The 15,290-nt window shown below is 71.6% G+C and carries 14 protein-coding genes and 1 pseudogene; 9 read left to right on the top strand and 6 right to left on the bottom strand.

Features of this window, described 5'->3' with window-relative positions; genetic code table 11:
• Positions 1-175 precede the first annotated feature (175 nt).
• Positions 176-310, bottom strand: a pseudogene (locus ALI22I_RS53920) (CopG family transcriptional regulator); the annotation flags it as partial.
• Positions 311-350: 40 nt separating this feature from the next.
• A complete protein-coding gene (gene ychF / locus ALI22I_RS25910) occupies positions 351-1,430 on the bottom strand; it encodes a redox-regulated ATPase YchF (RefSeq protein WP_077008133.1) in 1,080 nt (359 codons plus the stop codon).
• A gap of 80 nt (positions 1,431-1,510) precedes the next feature.
• Here ychF and ALI22I_RS25915 point away from each other — a divergent pair, with 80 nt between their 5' ends.
• Together ALI22I_RS25915 and ALI22I_RS25920 are read left to right on the top strand one after the other, a co-directional pair.
• Positions 1,511-2,779, top strand: a complete 1,269-nt coding sequence (locus tag ALI22I_RS25915; RefSeq protein WP_077008134.1) for an AlkA N-terminal domain-containing protein — start codon at positions 1,511-1,513, stop codon at positions 2,777-2,779.
• A complete protein-coding gene (locus ALI22I_RS25920) occupies positions 2,776-3,273 on the top strand; it encodes a methylated-DNA--[protein]-cysteine S-methyltransferase (RefSeq protein ID WP_077008135.1) in 498 nt (165 codons plus the stop codon). Before ALI22I_RS25915 ends, ALI22I_RS25920 begins: the two co-directional genes overlap by 4 nt.
• 193 nt (positions 3,274-3,466) lie before the next feature.
• Here the strand turns inward: ALI22I_RS25920 and ALI22I_RS25925 are convergent, their stop codons facing one another.
• Positions 3,467-4,270 (bottom strand): DUF6542 domain-containing protein, encoded by an 804-nt coding sequence (locus tag ALI22I_RS25925; RefSeq protein WP_077008136.1) that lies wholly within the window; start codon positions 4,268-4,270, stop codon positions 3,467-3,469.
• A 36-nt stretch (positions 4,271-4,306) separates the two neighbouring features.
• Positions 4,307-5,245, bottom strand: a complete 939-nt coding sequence (locus ALI22I_RS25930) for a DNA recombination protein RmuC (protein WP_238598572.1) — start codon at positions 5,243-5,245, stop codon at positions 4,307-4,309.
• 116 nt (positions 5,246-5,361) lie between these two features.
• Here ALI22I_RS25930 and ALI22I_RS25935 point away from each other — a divergent pair, with 116 nt between their 5' ends.
• The 3 genes from ALI22I_RS25935 to ALI22I_RS25945 are packed head-to-tail and all read left to right on the top strand — an operon-like array spanning position 5,362 to position 9,811.
• A complete protein-coding gene (locus ALI22I_RS25935) occupies positions 5,362-6,504 on the top strand; it encodes an exonuclease SbcCD subunit D (protein ID WP_077008316.1) in 1,143 nt (380 codons plus the stop codon).
• A complete protein-coding gene (locus ALI22I_RS25940) occupies positions 6,501-9,380 on the top strand; it encodes an AAA family ATPase (RefSeq protein WP_077008138.1) in 2,880 nt (959 codons plus the stop codon). The genes ALI22I_RS25935 and ALI22I_RS25940 overlap by 4 nt, the downstream gene beginning before the upstream one ends.
• Positions 9,381-9,406: 26 nt before the next feature.
• Positions 9,407-9,811: a VOC family protein gene (locus tag ALI22I_RS25945; protein WP_077008139.1), complete on the top strand. Its 405-nt coding sequence runs from the start codon at positions 9,407-9,409 to the stop codon at positions 9,809-9,811.
• Here the strand turns inward: ALI22I_RS25945 and ALI22I_RS25950 are convergent.
• Both ALI22I_RS25950 and ALI22I_RS25955 read right to left on the bottom strand, forming a co-directional pair.
• Complete coding sequence (locus ALI22I_RS25950) at positions 9,808-11,691, bottom strand: ABC transporter ATP-binding protein (RefSeq protein WP_077008140.1); 1,884 nt, start codon at positions 11,689-11,691, stop codon at positions 9,808-9,810. The genes ALI22I_RS25945 and ALI22I_RS25950 overlap by 4 nt on opposite strands.
• Positions 11,692-11,866: 175 nt before the next feature.
• On the bottom strand, positions 11,867-12,811 hold the full coding sequence (locus ALI22I_RS25955) for a 4-hydroxy-3-methylbut-2-enyl diphosphate reductase (RefSeq protein WP_077008141.1): 945 nt from the start codon (positions 12,809-12,811) through the stop codon (positions 11,867-11,869).
• A 63-nt stretch (positions 12,812-12,874) separates the two neighbouring features.
• Here ALI22I_RS25955 and ALI22I_RS25960 point away from each other — a divergent pair, with 63 nt between their 5' ends.
• The 4 genes from ALI22I_RS25960 to ALI22I_RS25975 are packed head-to-tail and all read left to right on the top strand — an operon-like array spanning position 12,875 to position 15,255.
• Positions 12,875-13,372 (top strand): lipid droplet-associated protein, encoded by a 498-nt coding sequence (locus ALI22I_RS25960; RefSeq protein ID WP_077008142.1) that lies wholly within the window; start codon positions 12,875-12,877, stop codon positions 13,370-13,372.
• The gene (gene xseA / locus ALI22I_RS25965) at positions 13,369-14,661 is read left to right on the top strand and encodes an exodeoxyribonuclease VII large subunit (protein ID WP_077008143.1); all 1,293 of its coding nucleotides are present in this window, start codon (positions 13,369-13,371) and stop codon (positions 14,659-14,661) included. The genes ALI22I_RS25960 and xseA overlap by 4 nt, the downstream gene beginning before the upstream one ends.
• Positions 14,642-15,049: a sugar ABC transporter substrate-binding protein gene (locus tag ALI22I_RS25970; RefSeq protein WP_077008317.1), complete on the top strand. Its 408-nt coding sequence runs from the start codon at positions 14,642-14,644 to the stop codon at positions 15,047-15,049. Before xseA ends, ALI22I_RS25970 begins: the two co-directional genes overlap by 20 nt.
• On the top strand, positions 15,046-15,255 hold the full coding sequence (locus tag ALI22I_RS25975; protein ID WP_053719410.1) for an exodeoxyribonuclease VII small subunit: 210 nt from the start codon (positions 15,046-15,048) through the stop codon (positions 15,253-15,255). The genes ALI22I_RS25970 and ALI22I_RS25975 overlap by 4 nt, the downstream gene beginning before the upstream one ends.
• The last annotated feature ends 35 nt before the right edge of the window (positions 15,256-15,290 follow it).

Genomic DNA, 15,290 nt, shown 5'->3' on the forward strand with positions numbered 1-15,290 from the left:
ACCGTCAGCGCACTGGCCATGCTGGCCACCGCCGGAGGCGTCTTCGCCCTCGCCCGCCACAGCCGTAACCACGTGCGCTGACGCCACAGCACAGTACCTCGGGGCGGTGCGCTGAGCGCACCGCCCCGAATCTTGTTCACATCTGACACGCCCACGTACCCAGGCCGCGCCATCCTCACCGCGCCAGACGATCGAGCAACCCCGCATACCGCTCGCGTCCCCCACGGCACAGCGCCCGGACTCGATCCTCACGGACCCGGCGCGCTGCGGCGTCGGCGATGGCCCGCACCACGGCTTCGTGCTTGCCCACCACCAGTACCACTCCGGGCCGAGGTAGCTGGGAGCAGTGATCAGACGTTGAAGCGGAACTCCACCACGTCGCCGTCGACCATCACGTAGTCCTTGCCCTCGATGCGGACCTTGCCGGCGGCCTTCGCGGCGGACATGGAGCCGGCTTCGACGAGGTCGTCGAAGGAGACGACCTCGGCCTTGATGAAGCCGCGTTCGAAGTCCGTGTGGATCACGCCGGCCGCCTGCGGGGCGGTTGCGCCCTTGGGGATGGTCCAGGCGCGGGCTTCCTTCGGGCCGGCGGTCAGGTAGGTCTGCAGGCCCAGGGTGTGGAAGCCGGCGCGGGCCAGGGCGTACAGGCCGGGCTCGTGCTGGCCGATGGACTCCAGCAGTTCGGCGGCGGACTCCTCGTCCAGTTCCAGCAGCTCCGCCTCGACCTTGGCGTCGAGGAACACCGCGTCGGCGGGCGCCACCAGTTCGCGCAGCTCCTTGAGCTTCGCCTCGTCGGTCAGCACGGCCTCGTCGGCGTTGAACACGTACAGGAACGGCTTGGCGGTGAGCAGGCTCAGCTCGCGCAGCAGCGAACCGTCCACTTCGGACTGGGCGGAGAACAGCGTGCGGCCGCCGTCGAGGATGTCGCGCGCCTTCTGCGCCGCCTCCAGCGCGGGACGGCGGTCCTTCTGCGTCCGGGCTTCCTTCTCCAGCCTCGGCACGGCCTTCTCCAGCGTCTGGAGGTCGGCCAGGATCAGCTCGGTGTTGATCGTCTCGATATCGCTGACCGGGTCGACGCGCCCGTCGACGTGGATCACGTCGGAGTCGTCGAACACGCGGATGACCTGGCAGATCGCGTTGGCCTCGCGGATGTTGGCGAGGAACTTGTTGCCCAGGCCCGCGCCTTCGGACGCACCCTTCACGATGCCCGCGATGTCGACGAACGACACCACCGCCGGCACCTCGCGCTCGGAGCCGAAGATCGCCGCCAGCTTGCCGAGGCGGGCGTCCGGCAGCGGCACCACGCCGACGTTCGGCTCGATGGTCGCGAACGGGTAGTTCGCCGCCAGCACGTCGTTGCGCGTGAGGGCGTTGAACAGGGTGGACTTGCCGACGTTGGGCAGGCCGACGATGCCGAGGGTCAAACTCACGGTGAGTGAGTCTACGCGCCCCCAACGCCGTGTCCGATTCCCGCGAGACCACACCTCCCACCGCTGGCAGAGTGGTCGCCATGCTCCTCGACGACGAACGCGCCTACCGGGCCGTCGCCGCCCGCGACGCCCGGTTCGACGGGTGCTTCATCCTCGCGGTGCGCACGACCGGCATCTACTGCCGCCCGTCCTGCCCGGCCGTGACGCCCAAGCGGCGCAACGCCGAGTTCTACCCGACCGCGGCTGCTGCCCAGTCCGCCGGCTACCGGGCGTGCCGGCGGTGCCTGCCCGACGCCGTGCCGGGCTCGCCGGAGTGGAACCTCCGGGCCGATCTGGCGGCCCGCGCCATGCGCCTGATCTCGGACGGCCTGGTGGAACGCGAGGGCGTGCCGGGGCTGGCGTCACGCCTGGGCTACTCGGAACGCCACCTGACCCGCGTCCTGACCGCCGAACTGGGCGCCGGGCCGCTGGCGTTGGCCCGCGCCCACCGCGCGCATTCCGCGAGGTTGCTGATCGAAACGACGGCGCTGTCGTTCAGCGACATCGCGTTCGCCGCGGGTTTCGCCAGCGTGCGGCAGTTCAACGACACGATCCGCACGGTGTTCGCGACCACCCCGTCGGCCATGCGCTCGACCCGTGCGGCGTCGACCACGGCGGGCCGCATCACGCTCCGCCTGCCGTACCGGCCGCCGTTCGACGCGGCGGGTCTGCTGGCGTACTTCCGGGCCAACGCGATTCCCGGCGTGGAGCACGTGACGGACCACTGCTACGCGCGTTCGCTGCGGTTGCCGCACGGTCAGGCGACGGTGCGGTTGGAGCCCGCGGCGGGGTACGTCTCGTGCTCGCTGCGGCTGACCGACCTGCGTGACCTGGGCAGCGCCGTGAGCCGGGTGCGGCGGCTGCTGGACCTGGACGCCGACCCGGTGGCCGTGGACGACTTCCTGTCCGCCGACCCGGCGTTGCGCCCGTCGGTCCTGGCCCGGCCGGGGGTGCGGCTGCCGGGCAGTGTGGACGGCGGGGAAACCCTGCTCAGGGCCCTCGGCCACAATGCGCCGGGTGAGCGTTTGGAACACCCGGACGGCTCCGTGACGCACCTGTACCCGTCGCCGTCGGCGATCGGCTCGCCGGTGGCCGAGGCGTTGGCCGACGGCACGTTGCGGGTTGACGTGGGCCGTGACGCGGACGAGCTGCACGCCGAGCTGTCGGCGTTCCCCGGCGTCGGCCCGGACGTCGCCTCGTACGTCGTGATGCGCGTTCTCGGCGCCCCCGACATCCCTTTGACCAGCGACAACACCGCGTGGCGCCCTTGGCGCTCGTACGCCGCGATGCACCTCAGGAGGACTGCGTGAGCACCGGCCACGTGTCGACCATCGACACCCCGATCAGCCCTTTCACCGCCATCGTCGCGATGGACGGCGCCGTCCTGGCCAGCGGCTGGACCGCGAGTTCCGACGAACTGCTCCCCCAGGTCTCCCCGTCACTGCGCCCCACCACCCTCACCACCCGCCGTGACCTGGGCGCGGTCACCAAGGCCATCCGCGCCTACCACTCGGGTGACCTGGACGCGATCACCGACATCCCGGTCCGCCAACGCGGCGGCGAGTTCATGCAGCTGGCGTGGGACGCGCTGCGCACCGTCCCGGCGGGCAAGCCGGTCAGCTACGCCGACCACGCCCTGCTGGCCGGCCGCCCCGCCGCGGTCCGCGCCGCCGCCACCGCGTGCGCCAAGAACGCCGCCGCCCTCTTCGTCCCCTGCCACCGCGTCGTCCGCACGGGCGGCGCCATCGGCAACTTCCGCTGGGGCCCGGACGTGAAGCGCTGGCTCCTGCACCACGAGTCCTGACGCCGTCCGCCGGCACGAACCGAGTTGTCCACAGGCGCGGCACTTGTCCACAGGCACGGCAAGGAGCACGGCAAACCGTCGGTCCCCCTGCTTGGATTAAAACCGGGGGTCCCCTGGGCCGCCCCTGCTTCTACCTGCCCGAAATCGGTTCTGTCGCGTGGCAAATAGGAGGCGGGACGGCCGCTAGGCCGGGTCAGTCCTCGTCACGTGGGCGGGGACGGCGGGTGGGACGGCCGCCTTCGCGCGGTGCGGCGGGTCGGCGGGGGCGGTCGGCGGGGACGGCGCCCGCGGCCGGTGGACGGGGTCGCTTGGGGCGGTCCTCGTCCGAGGCCGAAGCCGAAGCCGAGGCGGGACGGCGGCGTTCCGGGGCCTCACCGCGAGGGCGCTTGGGGCGGTCCTCGGGCTGCGGCTTCTCGGTGCGGTCGGCCGAGCGTTCGGCGCGGTCGGCCGAGCGTTCAGGGCGTTCCGGCCGGCGGGGCTTGTCCGGTTTGCGCTTGGCCTCGCGGATCTCGTCCTTCGTCGGCCGGTTCGGGTCCTTCTGCGTCGTCACCCGGATGATGCCGAGGATCACCGTGCACGCCGTGGTCACCGCCATCGCCGGGAACCCGTCGATCAGCGGTTTGCCCAGCGCGAGGCCGGCCGCCGCGAGTCCACCGCTGGGCATGCCCTGGGTGAACACCACCAGCACCGGCACCACGATCGCCAGGATCAGCGGCGGCTGGACGATCGGGCCGAACATCGAGCGCCGCTCGACGAACACCACCGCACCCACGCAGCCCACGAAGAACGTGATGGCGAACACCCAGCCCACGGTGTGCGTGGCCGAGCCGACATCGACGAACGTGCCGACGATGGCCAGCACGAACGCGATGAGCACAGCGGCCCACCAGGGCAAACCCCGAAAGCTGCCGAACATGGCGCGGTCGTTCCAGCGGACGTCGGCAACCTCGTCGTCCTCAGGCTCGCTGCGCGAGTCGTCACGCATTGCAGCGGTCACGCACACTCCTCGTTCGGCTCAGTCCGACACACTCTATTACGCCTCGCGGGCGTCCAAGGGTGCACCAAGGCCGGCCTCGTCCGTCCGCCGCACCAACGGCAGGGGCGTGACGTCGGACGACGCGTTGCTCAACGGCTCCACGGCGGCCCGGAACCCCTCCAAAGCGTCCAGCTCACGCCGCCGCGCCGACAGGAACCGCTGGAGGTGCGTACTGGACAGGTTGACCGCGTCGATAGCGCCGTCCGCGGCCCTGTGCGCACGTGAAGCCGCCGCTCTGACCTGCTCCACGTCGTCCGCCAACGCACGGTCGGTCACCGCGAACATCGCCGCCGAGGCGATCACCGCGAACCCGGTCGGCCCGCACAGGAACACCCGCCGGTCGAGCAGCCATCGCAGCAGCTCGGGATCGGTGTCCAGGGCCGCCACGACGGCGCCGTCGTTGGGCACGAACATGATCGTCCCGTAGATGGCGTCCGCCCACCGCTGGTAGCCCTTGCCCGCCAGCTCCGCGGCGCGCGCTCGGATGTTCCTGACGTGCACGCGCAACGCGTCGACGCGCTCGGACGCGTTGTCGGTCTCCACCGCCTCCGCCCACGTGGCCATGCTCATCTTCGCGTCCACGGGCACCTGCCGGCCGCCGCCGACGTTGAGCACCAGGTCCGGCCGCACGGAACCACCGCCGGCGACGTCGACCTGCAGGCTGAAGTGGATGCCTTCGCGCAGGCCCAACACCCGCGCCGTCTCCACCAGCACCTTCTCGCCCAGCTCACCGCGACCGCTGACCGACGAGAACGCCACCTCGTACCGCTGCAACGCCGCCCACTGCGCGTCGCCGCGCTCCCGTTCGGCCTGCACCGCGGCCAGCGCGGCGTCCGTGCGCCGCACGCTGTCCTGGTAGAGCCGCCACAGGAACACCAGCGCACCCGCGAGCAGGAGCGCCACGACCACCGCCGCCGTGCTGAGGACCGCTGTCACACCCCAGATCATGTCGCACCGCCAGATTTGGACCGAATGCTGTGAGATCACACGTCCGAGCGACACGCCGAGTCGGAGTACCGGTTCTGTCGGTGGTCGCCCTTAGCGTGGCCGGCATGAAGATCCTGCACACCTCCGACTGGCACGTGGGGCGCACGTTCCACGGCCGTGACCTGCTCGTGGAGCAGGAGTCGGTGCTGGGCGGGATGGCCGAGACGGTGGCGGACGAGCGGGTCGACGTGGTCGTGGTGGCGGGCGACCTGTTCGACCGGGCGGTGCCGAACGCCGAGGCGGTGGCGGTGTGCTCGCGGGTGTTGAAGCGCATCCGCGCGGCCGGCGCGAAGATCGTGATCACGCCGGGGAACCACGACTCGGCGGCACGGCTGGGCTTCCTGGGCGCGTTCGCCGAGGCGGGCGGGCTGCACCTGCGCACGCGCGTCGCCGAGCTGCACGAGCCGGTGCTGTTCGCCGACGCGCACGGGCCGGTGGCGGTGTACGGAATCCCTTTCCTGGAACCGGAAACGGCCCGGCACACCCTCGGGGTCGAGGTCAAGGGCCACGGCGGTGTGCTCACCGAGGCGATGCGGCGGGTGAAACAGGACTTGGCCGCCCGGCCGGGCACGCGGTCGGTGGTGTTGGCGCACGCGTTCGTGACGGGCGGCGAGCCGTGCGAGTCGGAGCGGACCATCGCGGTGGGCGGTGTGCAGGACGTGTCGGGCGCGGTGTTCGCCGGGGTCGACTACGTGGCGCTGGGGCACCTGCACGGGCAGCAGACGTTGGCCGAGCACCTGCGGTACTCGGGCAGCCCGGTGGCGTACTCGTTCTCCGAGGCGCGGCACCACAAATCGGTGTGGCTGGTCGAATTGGACGCCGGCGGCTTGGCCGGGGTGGAGCGGCGTTCACTGCCGGTGCCGCGGGCGTTGTCCACGTTGAACGGCGCACTGGAAGACCTGCTCCTGGCGCCCGACCACGAGCCGATCGAAGATCACTTCCTGTCGATCACGCTGACCGATCAGGTGAGGCCGCTGGACGCGTTGCGGCGGCTCCAGAAGCGGTTCCCGCACGCGGTGCACGTGGAGTGGCGGCCGGAGGGCGGGCGGACCGGCGAGCTGCGGTTCGCCGAACGGGTGCGTGGCCGCAGCGACGAGGAGATCGCCTGCTGCTTCATCGAGGACGTGCGCGGCGACCGGCCGGGCCCGCGTGAACTGGACCTGCTGCGCGACGCGTTCGCCGCCGCCGCACGGGAGGGCGACTCGTGAAGCTGCACCGGTTGGCGGTCAGCGGGTTCGGCCCGTACGCCGGGTGCGAGGAGGTCGATTTCGACGTCCTCGGCGCGGACGGCCTGTTCCTCCTGCACGGCGACACGGGCGCGGGCAAGACGACGCTGCTCGACGCGGTGGCGTTCGCGCTGTTCGGCAAGGTGCCCGGTGCGCGCGGCGACGTGAAGCGGCTGCGCTGCGACTACGCGCACCGCGACACCCAGACCTACGTCGAGCTGGAGCTGACCGTGCGCGGTCGGCGGTTCCGGATCAAGCGCAGCCCCGAGTACGAGCGGCCGAAGAGGCGCGGCGACGGCGCGACCCGGCAGCAGGCCCAGGTGTCGCTGACCTGGATCAGCGGCTGGACCGGCGAGGGCCACAGCCGCATCGACGACGTGGCCCGCGAGGTCGAAGGGCTGCTCGGGATGACCGCCGAGCAGTTCTTCCAGGTGGTGCTGCTGCCGCAGGGCGAGTTCGCCCGGTTCCTGCGCGCGGAGACCGCCGAGCGGGAGAAGCTGCTGGAGAAGCTGTTCGGCACGGAACGCTTCCTCGACGTGGAGAAGTGGTTCCGCGAGCGCCGCAAGGAACGCAAGCGCGACGTCGAGCGACTCGGCCTGGTGCACCGCGACCTGGTGCAGCGTGTCGCCGAGGTGGCGTTGGAGGAGCCGCCGGAGGGCGGTGGCGACCAGGAGTGGCTCAGCTCGCTGCTCAAGCGGCTGGACGAGGCCGAACGCGAGACCGACCTGGTGGCGGCCGACGCCGTCGCCCGGCGTGCCGCCGCGGAGAAGGACTGGCAGGAGGCACGGGCGCGGCACGAACGCGTCCGTCGCGTGCGGGAGGCGCGCCGGAACCTCGACCGGTACGCCGAGGTGGAACCGAGCCTGCGGGCGTGGGTCGCCGAACGTGACGCCGCACGTCAGGCGGCGGTCGTGGTGCCCGCGCACGAACGGGCGGTGAAGCTGGCACGCGAACTCGACGCCGCCGTCGCCCAGGAGCGGGCGGCGGCCGACGCGGTGTCCGCCCTCGGCTACCAGGGCACCGACCTGCGCGGCGACGGTGAACGCCTGCGCGAGGAGGCCGGCGGCCTGACCAGCCTGGCCGCCGAGGCCGAGCGGCAGCGCGTCGACCAGCGGCGGATCGCGCAACTGGACCGGGACGTCGCCACCACGTCCCAGCAGCTGGCCACGCTCGTCGCGCAACTGGACGAGGTGCCGCCCCGACTGGAGGCCGCGAAGAAGGCCGTCGAGGAGTCGCTGGAGGCCGCCGCACGGTTGGCGCAGGTGTCCGGTCTGGCCACCGCCGCGGCCGAGCTGCCGCGCGTCGAAAAAGCCTTCCAGGAGGCCGACGACGCGCGCCGGGTCGCGGTGGACGCGCAGCTCAAGACCTACGAGAAGCTGCTCCGGATTCGCCGGGAGCGGCTGGAGGGCATGGCCGTCGAGCTGGCCGGGCAACTGCACAGCGGCCACGAGTGCCCGGTGTGCGGTTCGGTCGAGCACCCGTCGCCCGCGCAGCCGATGCTGGGTTCGGTGACGGCCGCCGACGAGGAACGGGCCGCCGAGGACGACCAGCGCGCGCTCGACCGGCGGCAGAAGGCCGAGCAGGAGGCGCAGAAGCTCGAAGCGCGGCTGGGGTTGCTGCGCGAGCAGTTGGGCGACCGGCCGCCGGCCGAGCTGGAGCGCGAGCACCGCAACGTGTCGGCCCTGGCCGAGCAGGTCGAGAGCAGGCAGGCCGCGCTGGCCGAGCTGGAGACCAAGGTGGACCGGGCGCTCGAACAGCGCAACGCGCTGGAACGCCAACTGGCCGAAGCCGGCGCGCAACGCAAGGAGCTGGTGGAGGCGGTCGAGGAGCGCGGCGCGCGGCTGGAGGAGGCGCGCGGCGACTTCCCGGACGTGGTGACGCGCCGGGCCCACCTCAGTGACCTGGCCGACGCGCTGACCGGGTTGGCGACCCGCCGCGCGGCCGTGGCCGAGCACGAGGAACGCCTCGCCGACCAGCGGCTGGAGGTGTCGCGGCTGGCCTCGATCGCCGGGTTCGCCGACGTGGCGGACGCCCTGGCCGCCGCACGCCCGGCCGCCGCCGTCGCCGAGCTGGAGACCCGCATCCGCGACGTCGAGAAGACCCGGACCGCCGCCGAGAGCACCCTGGCCGAGCTGCCCGACACCGACCCGGACGCCGAGGTCGACGTGACCGGCACCGAGGAGCGGTTCCGCCAGGCGAGCGACCGGGCGACCGCGGCCACCACGGCGCAGACCAACGCCCGCACGAGAGCCGCCCGCGCCGCCGACCTGGCCGAGAAGCTCAGGGCCGCCTGGCTGCGGCTGGAGCCGGTGGAGGCGGAGTACTCGGAGCTGGACGCGCTGACCGACGTGATCAACGGCATGGGCCAGAACGCCAAGAGCATGACCCTGCGCACCTACGTCCTGGCCGCCCGCCTGGAAGAAGTCGCCGTGGCCGCCGGCGCGCGCCTGGAACGCATGAGCCAGGGCCGCTACCGGTTCGTCCACTCGATCGAGGCCGGCCCGCGCGGCACCAGGGGCGGCCTCGGCCTGGACGTCATGGACGACTACTCGGGCCGGCAACGACCGGCGAAGACCCTGTCCGGTGGCGAGTCGTTCCTGGCGTCCCTGGCGCTGGCCCTGGGCCTGGCCGACGTCGTCGCCGCGGGCGCCGTGCTCGACACCCTGTTCATCGACGAGGGCTTCGGCACCCTGGACGCCGAGACCTTGGAACTGGTCATGACCACCCTCGACGAACTCCGCGCCGGCGGCCGCGTCGTCGGCCTCGTCTCGCACGTCGAAGAGCTGCGCCAACGCATCCCCACCCGTCTCCGCGTGCGCAAGGCGCGCGAGGGCTCATCCCTCGAACTGACCGCCTGACCCCCGCTCCCGCTTAGCATCAGGGGATGGCGTACCGGTCCGCGTTCCCCATGCTGATCTGCGACGACCTGGCGCGGTCTATCGCGTTCTACTGCGACGCCCTCGGCTTCACGGTGGCGTACCGCTTCCCCGAGGACGGCGATCCGGTGTACGTCGCCGTCGAGTTGACCGACGGCTCGAAGCTCGGGCTCGGGCAGGTCGCCCCGGACGGCAAGGGCGTGCACGGCCTGCCCCAACGCCCGGCCACCGGCCACCACTTCGAGCTGTGCGTCTACCACGACGACGTGGACGCGGCCGTCGCCGATCTCGAACGCCGGGGCCACCCCGTCCTCCAGCGGCCCAACGACACGCCCTGGGGTGAGCGGATCGCGTTCGTGGCCGACCCGGACGGCAACCCCGTCATGATCACCGCGTCCGCCGGCGAGGGTTAGGACGCCAGCAGCCCGCCCCGGTACGCGGCGGCCTGGAGTTCGAACAGCTCGAAGTAGTGGCCCCGCAACGCCATCAGCTCCTCGTGCGTGCCCTGCTCGATGATCCGCCCCTGGTCGAGCACGACGATCCGGTCGGCGTTGCGGATGTTCGCCAGCCGGTGCGTCACCAGGATCGTGGTGCGCCGCGCGGTGGCCTCGCGCAGGCCCTCGAACACGCGCGCCTCGGCCTTGGCGTCCAGCGCGGCGGTCGGCTCGTCGGCCACCAGCACCGCCGCGTCCCGGTACATGCCGCGCGCGATGCCCATCCGCTGCCACTGCCCACCGGACAGGTCCTGACCGTCGTTGAACTGCCGCGACAGCACGGTGTCCGGCCCGGCGGGCAACGACGCCAGCACCTCGTCCGCGCCGGACTTCGCCACCGCCTGCTGCCACGCATCCTCGTCGTCGCGCTCCAGCCGGCCGACCGTCACGTTGTGCCGTGCGGTCATCGGCCACTGCGCCGGGTCCTGCGCGATCACCGCGATCGACGAGTGCACCGAGTGCGGGTCGGCCGTCGCCAGGTCCACGTCGTCCCACGCGACCGTCCCGGACGAGGCCGGGAACAGGCCGGTCAGCACCTTGCCGAGGGTCGTCTTGCCGGACCCGTTCTCCCCGACCAGCGCGATGACCTCGCCCTTGGCCACGGTCAGGTTCACGTCGAGCAGCGCGGGCTTGGGAGCACCGGGGTAGGTGAAGGAAACATCCGTCAGCGTGATGTGGGACGGGTCGGCCGGTGCCTTGACCGGTGAACTGCCCTGCGCCCGTTCCGCGCCTTCGACCAGCAGTTTCCGGTAGAAGTCGATGTAGAACGAGTCCTCGTACAGCGAGTTGACCGCGCGCGTCGTGGTCGCCAGCGAGGAGAACCCGGTGCGCATGGCCAGCACCGCCGTGCCCGCCAACGCCAGCTCCATGCCGCCGGTGTGCAGCAGGAGGCCCAGCACGACGTACGCGATCGCGGTGCCGACACCGGCCAGCGCGCGCCCGGTCAGCCGCACCAGGTTCGTCCGGTGGGCCATCCGGATCTCGTCCGCCACCAGGCTGTCGGCGATGCGCCGGTGTTCGGCGAGCAGGCGTTCCTGCAACGTCAGCGCGTGCCGTTCCAGCGCGAAGTCGCGGTCCGTGGCGACTTCCTCCACGACACCTTTGCGGGTGTTGCGGGTCACCGAGTCGAGGAAGTGCTCGTACCGCAGTTTCGAGGCCCGCGCCGACGCCCAGGCGTTCGCGAACGCGGCCAGCAGCAGCGCCGGCGCCAGCCACGGGTTGAGCAGCCCGACCGTCACCACCGCCGCGATCAGCGAGATACCGCCGGACACCAGGTCCGCCAGGTACCGCAGGCTGCTTTCCAGCGACCGCACCCCGCGCCGACCGCCCTGACGTGCCAGTTCACGGAAGTCCGCGTCCTCGAACGCCAGCAGCGAGGCCCGCACGAGCACGGCGGTCACCTCGTCGTTGGCCTCCCGCGTGACCCTCGGCCGAAGCGAACTCTCGACCGCCGCCACCGCCGTGTCGAGCAACGCCCGGACCACGAACGACCCGACCACCACCGCCAACGCGGGCAACGCCTCCACGATCCGCTGCGGCGTGGGGCCGTCCCGCAGCAGCGCCGCGAACACGTCCGCCGTGGCCAGCAGCCCGAACGCCGTCACACAGCCGGACAGCACGTGCACCACGCCCGCCAGCACGGTGAGCCGGGGCGACGTGCGCCAGGCCAGCTGAACCACCATCGCGACCGCCGACGGCAGGCTCCGCAACGCCTTGCCCAAGCTCACGGACGTCCCAGCGCGGCGACGGGCCCACTTGGGGGTGGCGACGTTCTCCACCCCGATCAGCACGGTGCTCATCGTTCCAGCAAACGCGAACTCCCCTTGCCCGCCAACCGCTTTCACCGTCAGCGCAGCTCAGTGGGCCGGAACCCCGAAATTGTCAGACCCCGCCGGCAGAATAAAAGCAGGGGTCCCCTTGGCGAGGACCCCTGCGAAGCATGACGGGCGGCGTGCGGCCGACCGATCGGACAGGTCAGCGCACCATGTCCTTGCGCAGTTCGCGGGGCAGGGCGAAGGCGATCTTCTCGTTGGCCGTGGTGATCTCCTCGACGCTGCCGTAGCCGCGCTCGGCCAGGAACTCCAGCAGCTCCATCACCAGGATGTCCGGCACCGACGCGCCCGACGTCACGCCGACCGTCGTCACGCCCTCCAGCCACGCCGGGTCGACCTCGCGCGCGTAGTCGATCAAGTACGAGGCGCGGGCGCCCGCCTGCAACGCCACCTCGACCAGCCGCACCGAGTTGGACGAGTTCTTCGACCCGACCACCAGCACCAGGTCGCACTCCGGCGCCATCGTCTTCACCGCGGTCTGCCGGTTGGACGTGGCGTAGCAGATGTCGTCCGACGGCGGCTCCTGGAGATCCGGGAACCGGTCCTGCAACTGGCGCACCCGCACCATCGTCTCGTCCACCGACAGCGTGGTCTGGGACAGCCAGACCACCTTGGACGGGTCGCGCACGACGACCTTGTCGACGTCCTCCGCCTTGTCCACCAGCTGGATGTGCGACGGCGCCTCGCCGTACGTGCCCTCGACCTCTTCGTGTCCTTCGTGGCCGATCAGCAGGATGTCGTAGTCCTCGCGGGCGAACCGCTTGGCCTCGTTGTGGACCTTGGTCACCAACGGGCAGGTGGCGTCGATGGTGCGGAGCTGCCGGGACGCCGCCTCCTCGTGCACCGCGGGCGACACGCCGTGCGCCGAGAACACCACCAGCGCGCCCTCGGGCACCTCGTCGGTCTCGTCCACGAAGATCGCGCCACGACGCGACAAGGTCTCCACGACGTGCTTGTTGTGGACGATCTCCTTGCGCACGTAGACCGGGGCACCGTACTGCTCCAGCGCCTTCTCCACGGTCACGACGGCACGGTCCACGCCTGCGCAGTAGCCACGCGGCTTGGCCAGGAGCACTCGCTTGTCCATGGTCCCCAGGGTACGGCGTGCCGGATGTAGGCATCCGACGGCCGACTGCGGCAGGCTGTAGGCATGAAGCCTCTGCCGCTGACCGTCCGCCTCGCCGCGGGACTGGCGGTCACCGCCGTCGAGCAGGCCCGGAAGCTGCCGCAGCAACTCGCGGGCCTCCCGGTCACCGTGGTCAGTGAAGCCTTGCAGCTGTCCATGCGGGTCCAGCAGCGGGTGACGGAACTCGCAATCAAGGGTGACGACGTGCTCGCCGTGCTGCGCCCGGTGGAGCAGGAGCCCGAGTGGGCGACGTTCGACGAGGACGAGCCCGCGACGCCGTCCGAAACGCTGTCCGAGCCCGCCGAGGACCCGTGGGCGGAGGAGGAGCAGGCGTTGGCTGTCGAGCTCCCCGCGGTGCTGCCGACCTACGACGAGCTGTCGTTGGCGCAGCTCCGGGCCCGGTTGCGCACGTTGTCCGCGGAGGATCTGGAACAGCTGCTGGCGCACGAGCGCACGCACGCCGCCCGTCCCGAGTTCACCGGCATGCTCACGCGCCGCATCGCGAACCTCAAGAACACGTGACAGACGAGAAGTCCAGCCCCGAGAACCCGTGGCCGGTGCGGACCGTCGCACGCAAGATCTTCGACTGGATCAACCGCCTCGGTGACGTGTGGGTGGAGGGCCAGGTCACGCAGCTGAGCGCGCGGCCCGGCACGTCCACGGCGTTCCTCACCCTGCGTGACCCGTCGGTGGACATGTCGATGCAGCTGACCGCGCCGGTGAACATGGTGCGCGAGTTGCAACTGTCCGAGGGCAGCCGGGTGGTGGTGCACGGGAAGCCGAACTTCTTCCCCAACCGCGGCACGCTGAGCCTGCGGGTGGACGAGATCCGCCAGGTCGGCATCGGCGAGCTGCTGGCCCGGATCGAACGCCTCCGCAAACTGCTCAACGCCGAGGGCCTGTTCGACCCGCGCCGCAAGCGCAAGCCGCCGTTCCTGCCGAACAAGATCGGCCTCATCACCGGTCGGGCGTCGGCCGCCGAACGGGACGTGCTGACCAACGCGCACGCCCGCTGGCCGGGCGCGCGGTTCCGGGTCGTGAACGTTGCGGTGCAAGGGGTGTTGGCGGTGCCGCAGATCCTCACCGCACTGTCGACTCTGGACCGCGACTCCGAAGTGGACGTCATCGTGCTGGCGCGCGGCGGCGGCAGCGTGGAGGACCTGCTGCCGTTCTCCGACGAGGCGTTGTGCCGGGCGGTGGCGCAGTGCCGCACGCCGGTGCTGTCCGCGATCGGGCACGAGCCGGACACCCCGCTGCTGGACCACGTGGCGGACGTGCGCTGCTCCACGCCCACCGATGCCGGCAAACGGGTGGTTCCGGATGTGGCGGAAGAAGGCGAGCGAATCCGCCAATTGCGCGACCGCAGCCGCCGCGCGCTGCACGGTTGGGTGGACCGGGAGCGCAAGCTGCTCGCCGCGCTGCGCACCCGACCTGCGCTTTCCGACCCGTACGGGCCGCTGGACCGGCGCGCGGAGGACGTGGACCGGCTGCGTGAACGGGCCCGGCGGGCGGTGCGCAACCGTCTCGATTCAGAGACCGCCGGCCTGATCGCCACGACAGCACGCTTGACGACCCTCGGACCTGCCGCCACGCTGGCGCGGGGGTATGCGGTGGTGCAACTCGTCACACCCGAAGGGGTCGACGGAGTGCTCCGATCGATCTCCCAGGCACCCGCGGGCACCCAGTTGAGGGTGCGCGTGGCCGACGGTGCCGTGCACGCGGTGGTCACCGCCGGCGGAGCCGGCGATCAGACGACCGCCGACGGCGATCAGGCAGAGGAAGGAGGCGGTGGTGCCGAACACGGCACGTGAGCCCACGTTCCTGCCCTTGACGATGGCCGCCGCGAGTGAACCGGACGACGAGGGAGCCCGCGCGGTGCGCAGCCGCGCCGAATCGGCCGACCGGGCCGCCGCCGATTGCTGGCTGTCACTGGTCGCCGGCTGCACGTCCGGCCGGCAGACGTTGATCAACCGGTTGCGCGACCTGTCCGAGGCCACCTCCGGTTACGCCGGGATGCGGTGGTGGTCAGGTCACGGCTCGGTGCACCGCAGGCGGGTCACCGCCGCCGAGCACCGCATCGACGACGCGGTGCGCGAGGGTGACGGCGCGGAGTTCGCCGAGGCGTTCATCGGCTACGACCAGGCGGTCGCGACCGTCGTGGTGCACGTCCAGAACCGATTGGGGAAGTTGTCCACGTGAGTGAGCCGGGCTACGAGCAGGCCAGGGACGAGTTGGTGGAAGTGGTCCGCAGGCTGGAGGCGGGCGGCCTGTCGCTGGAGGAGTCGTTGGCGCTGTGGGAACGCGGCGAGGCCCTGGCCAAGACCTGCGAACGGCAGCTCGCGGGGGCCCGCGAACGGATCGATCAAGCACTCAGTGTGACCGAGGAGGACGTGGCCGAAGCGTGACGACATGCGAGGATTGGTCTACCGGCCGGTCATCG

Source organism: Saccharothrix sp. ALI-22-I (genome assembly GCF_001984175.1).
GTDB lineage: Bacteria > Actinomycetota > Actinomycetes > Mycobacteriales > Pseudonocardiaceae > Actinosynnema.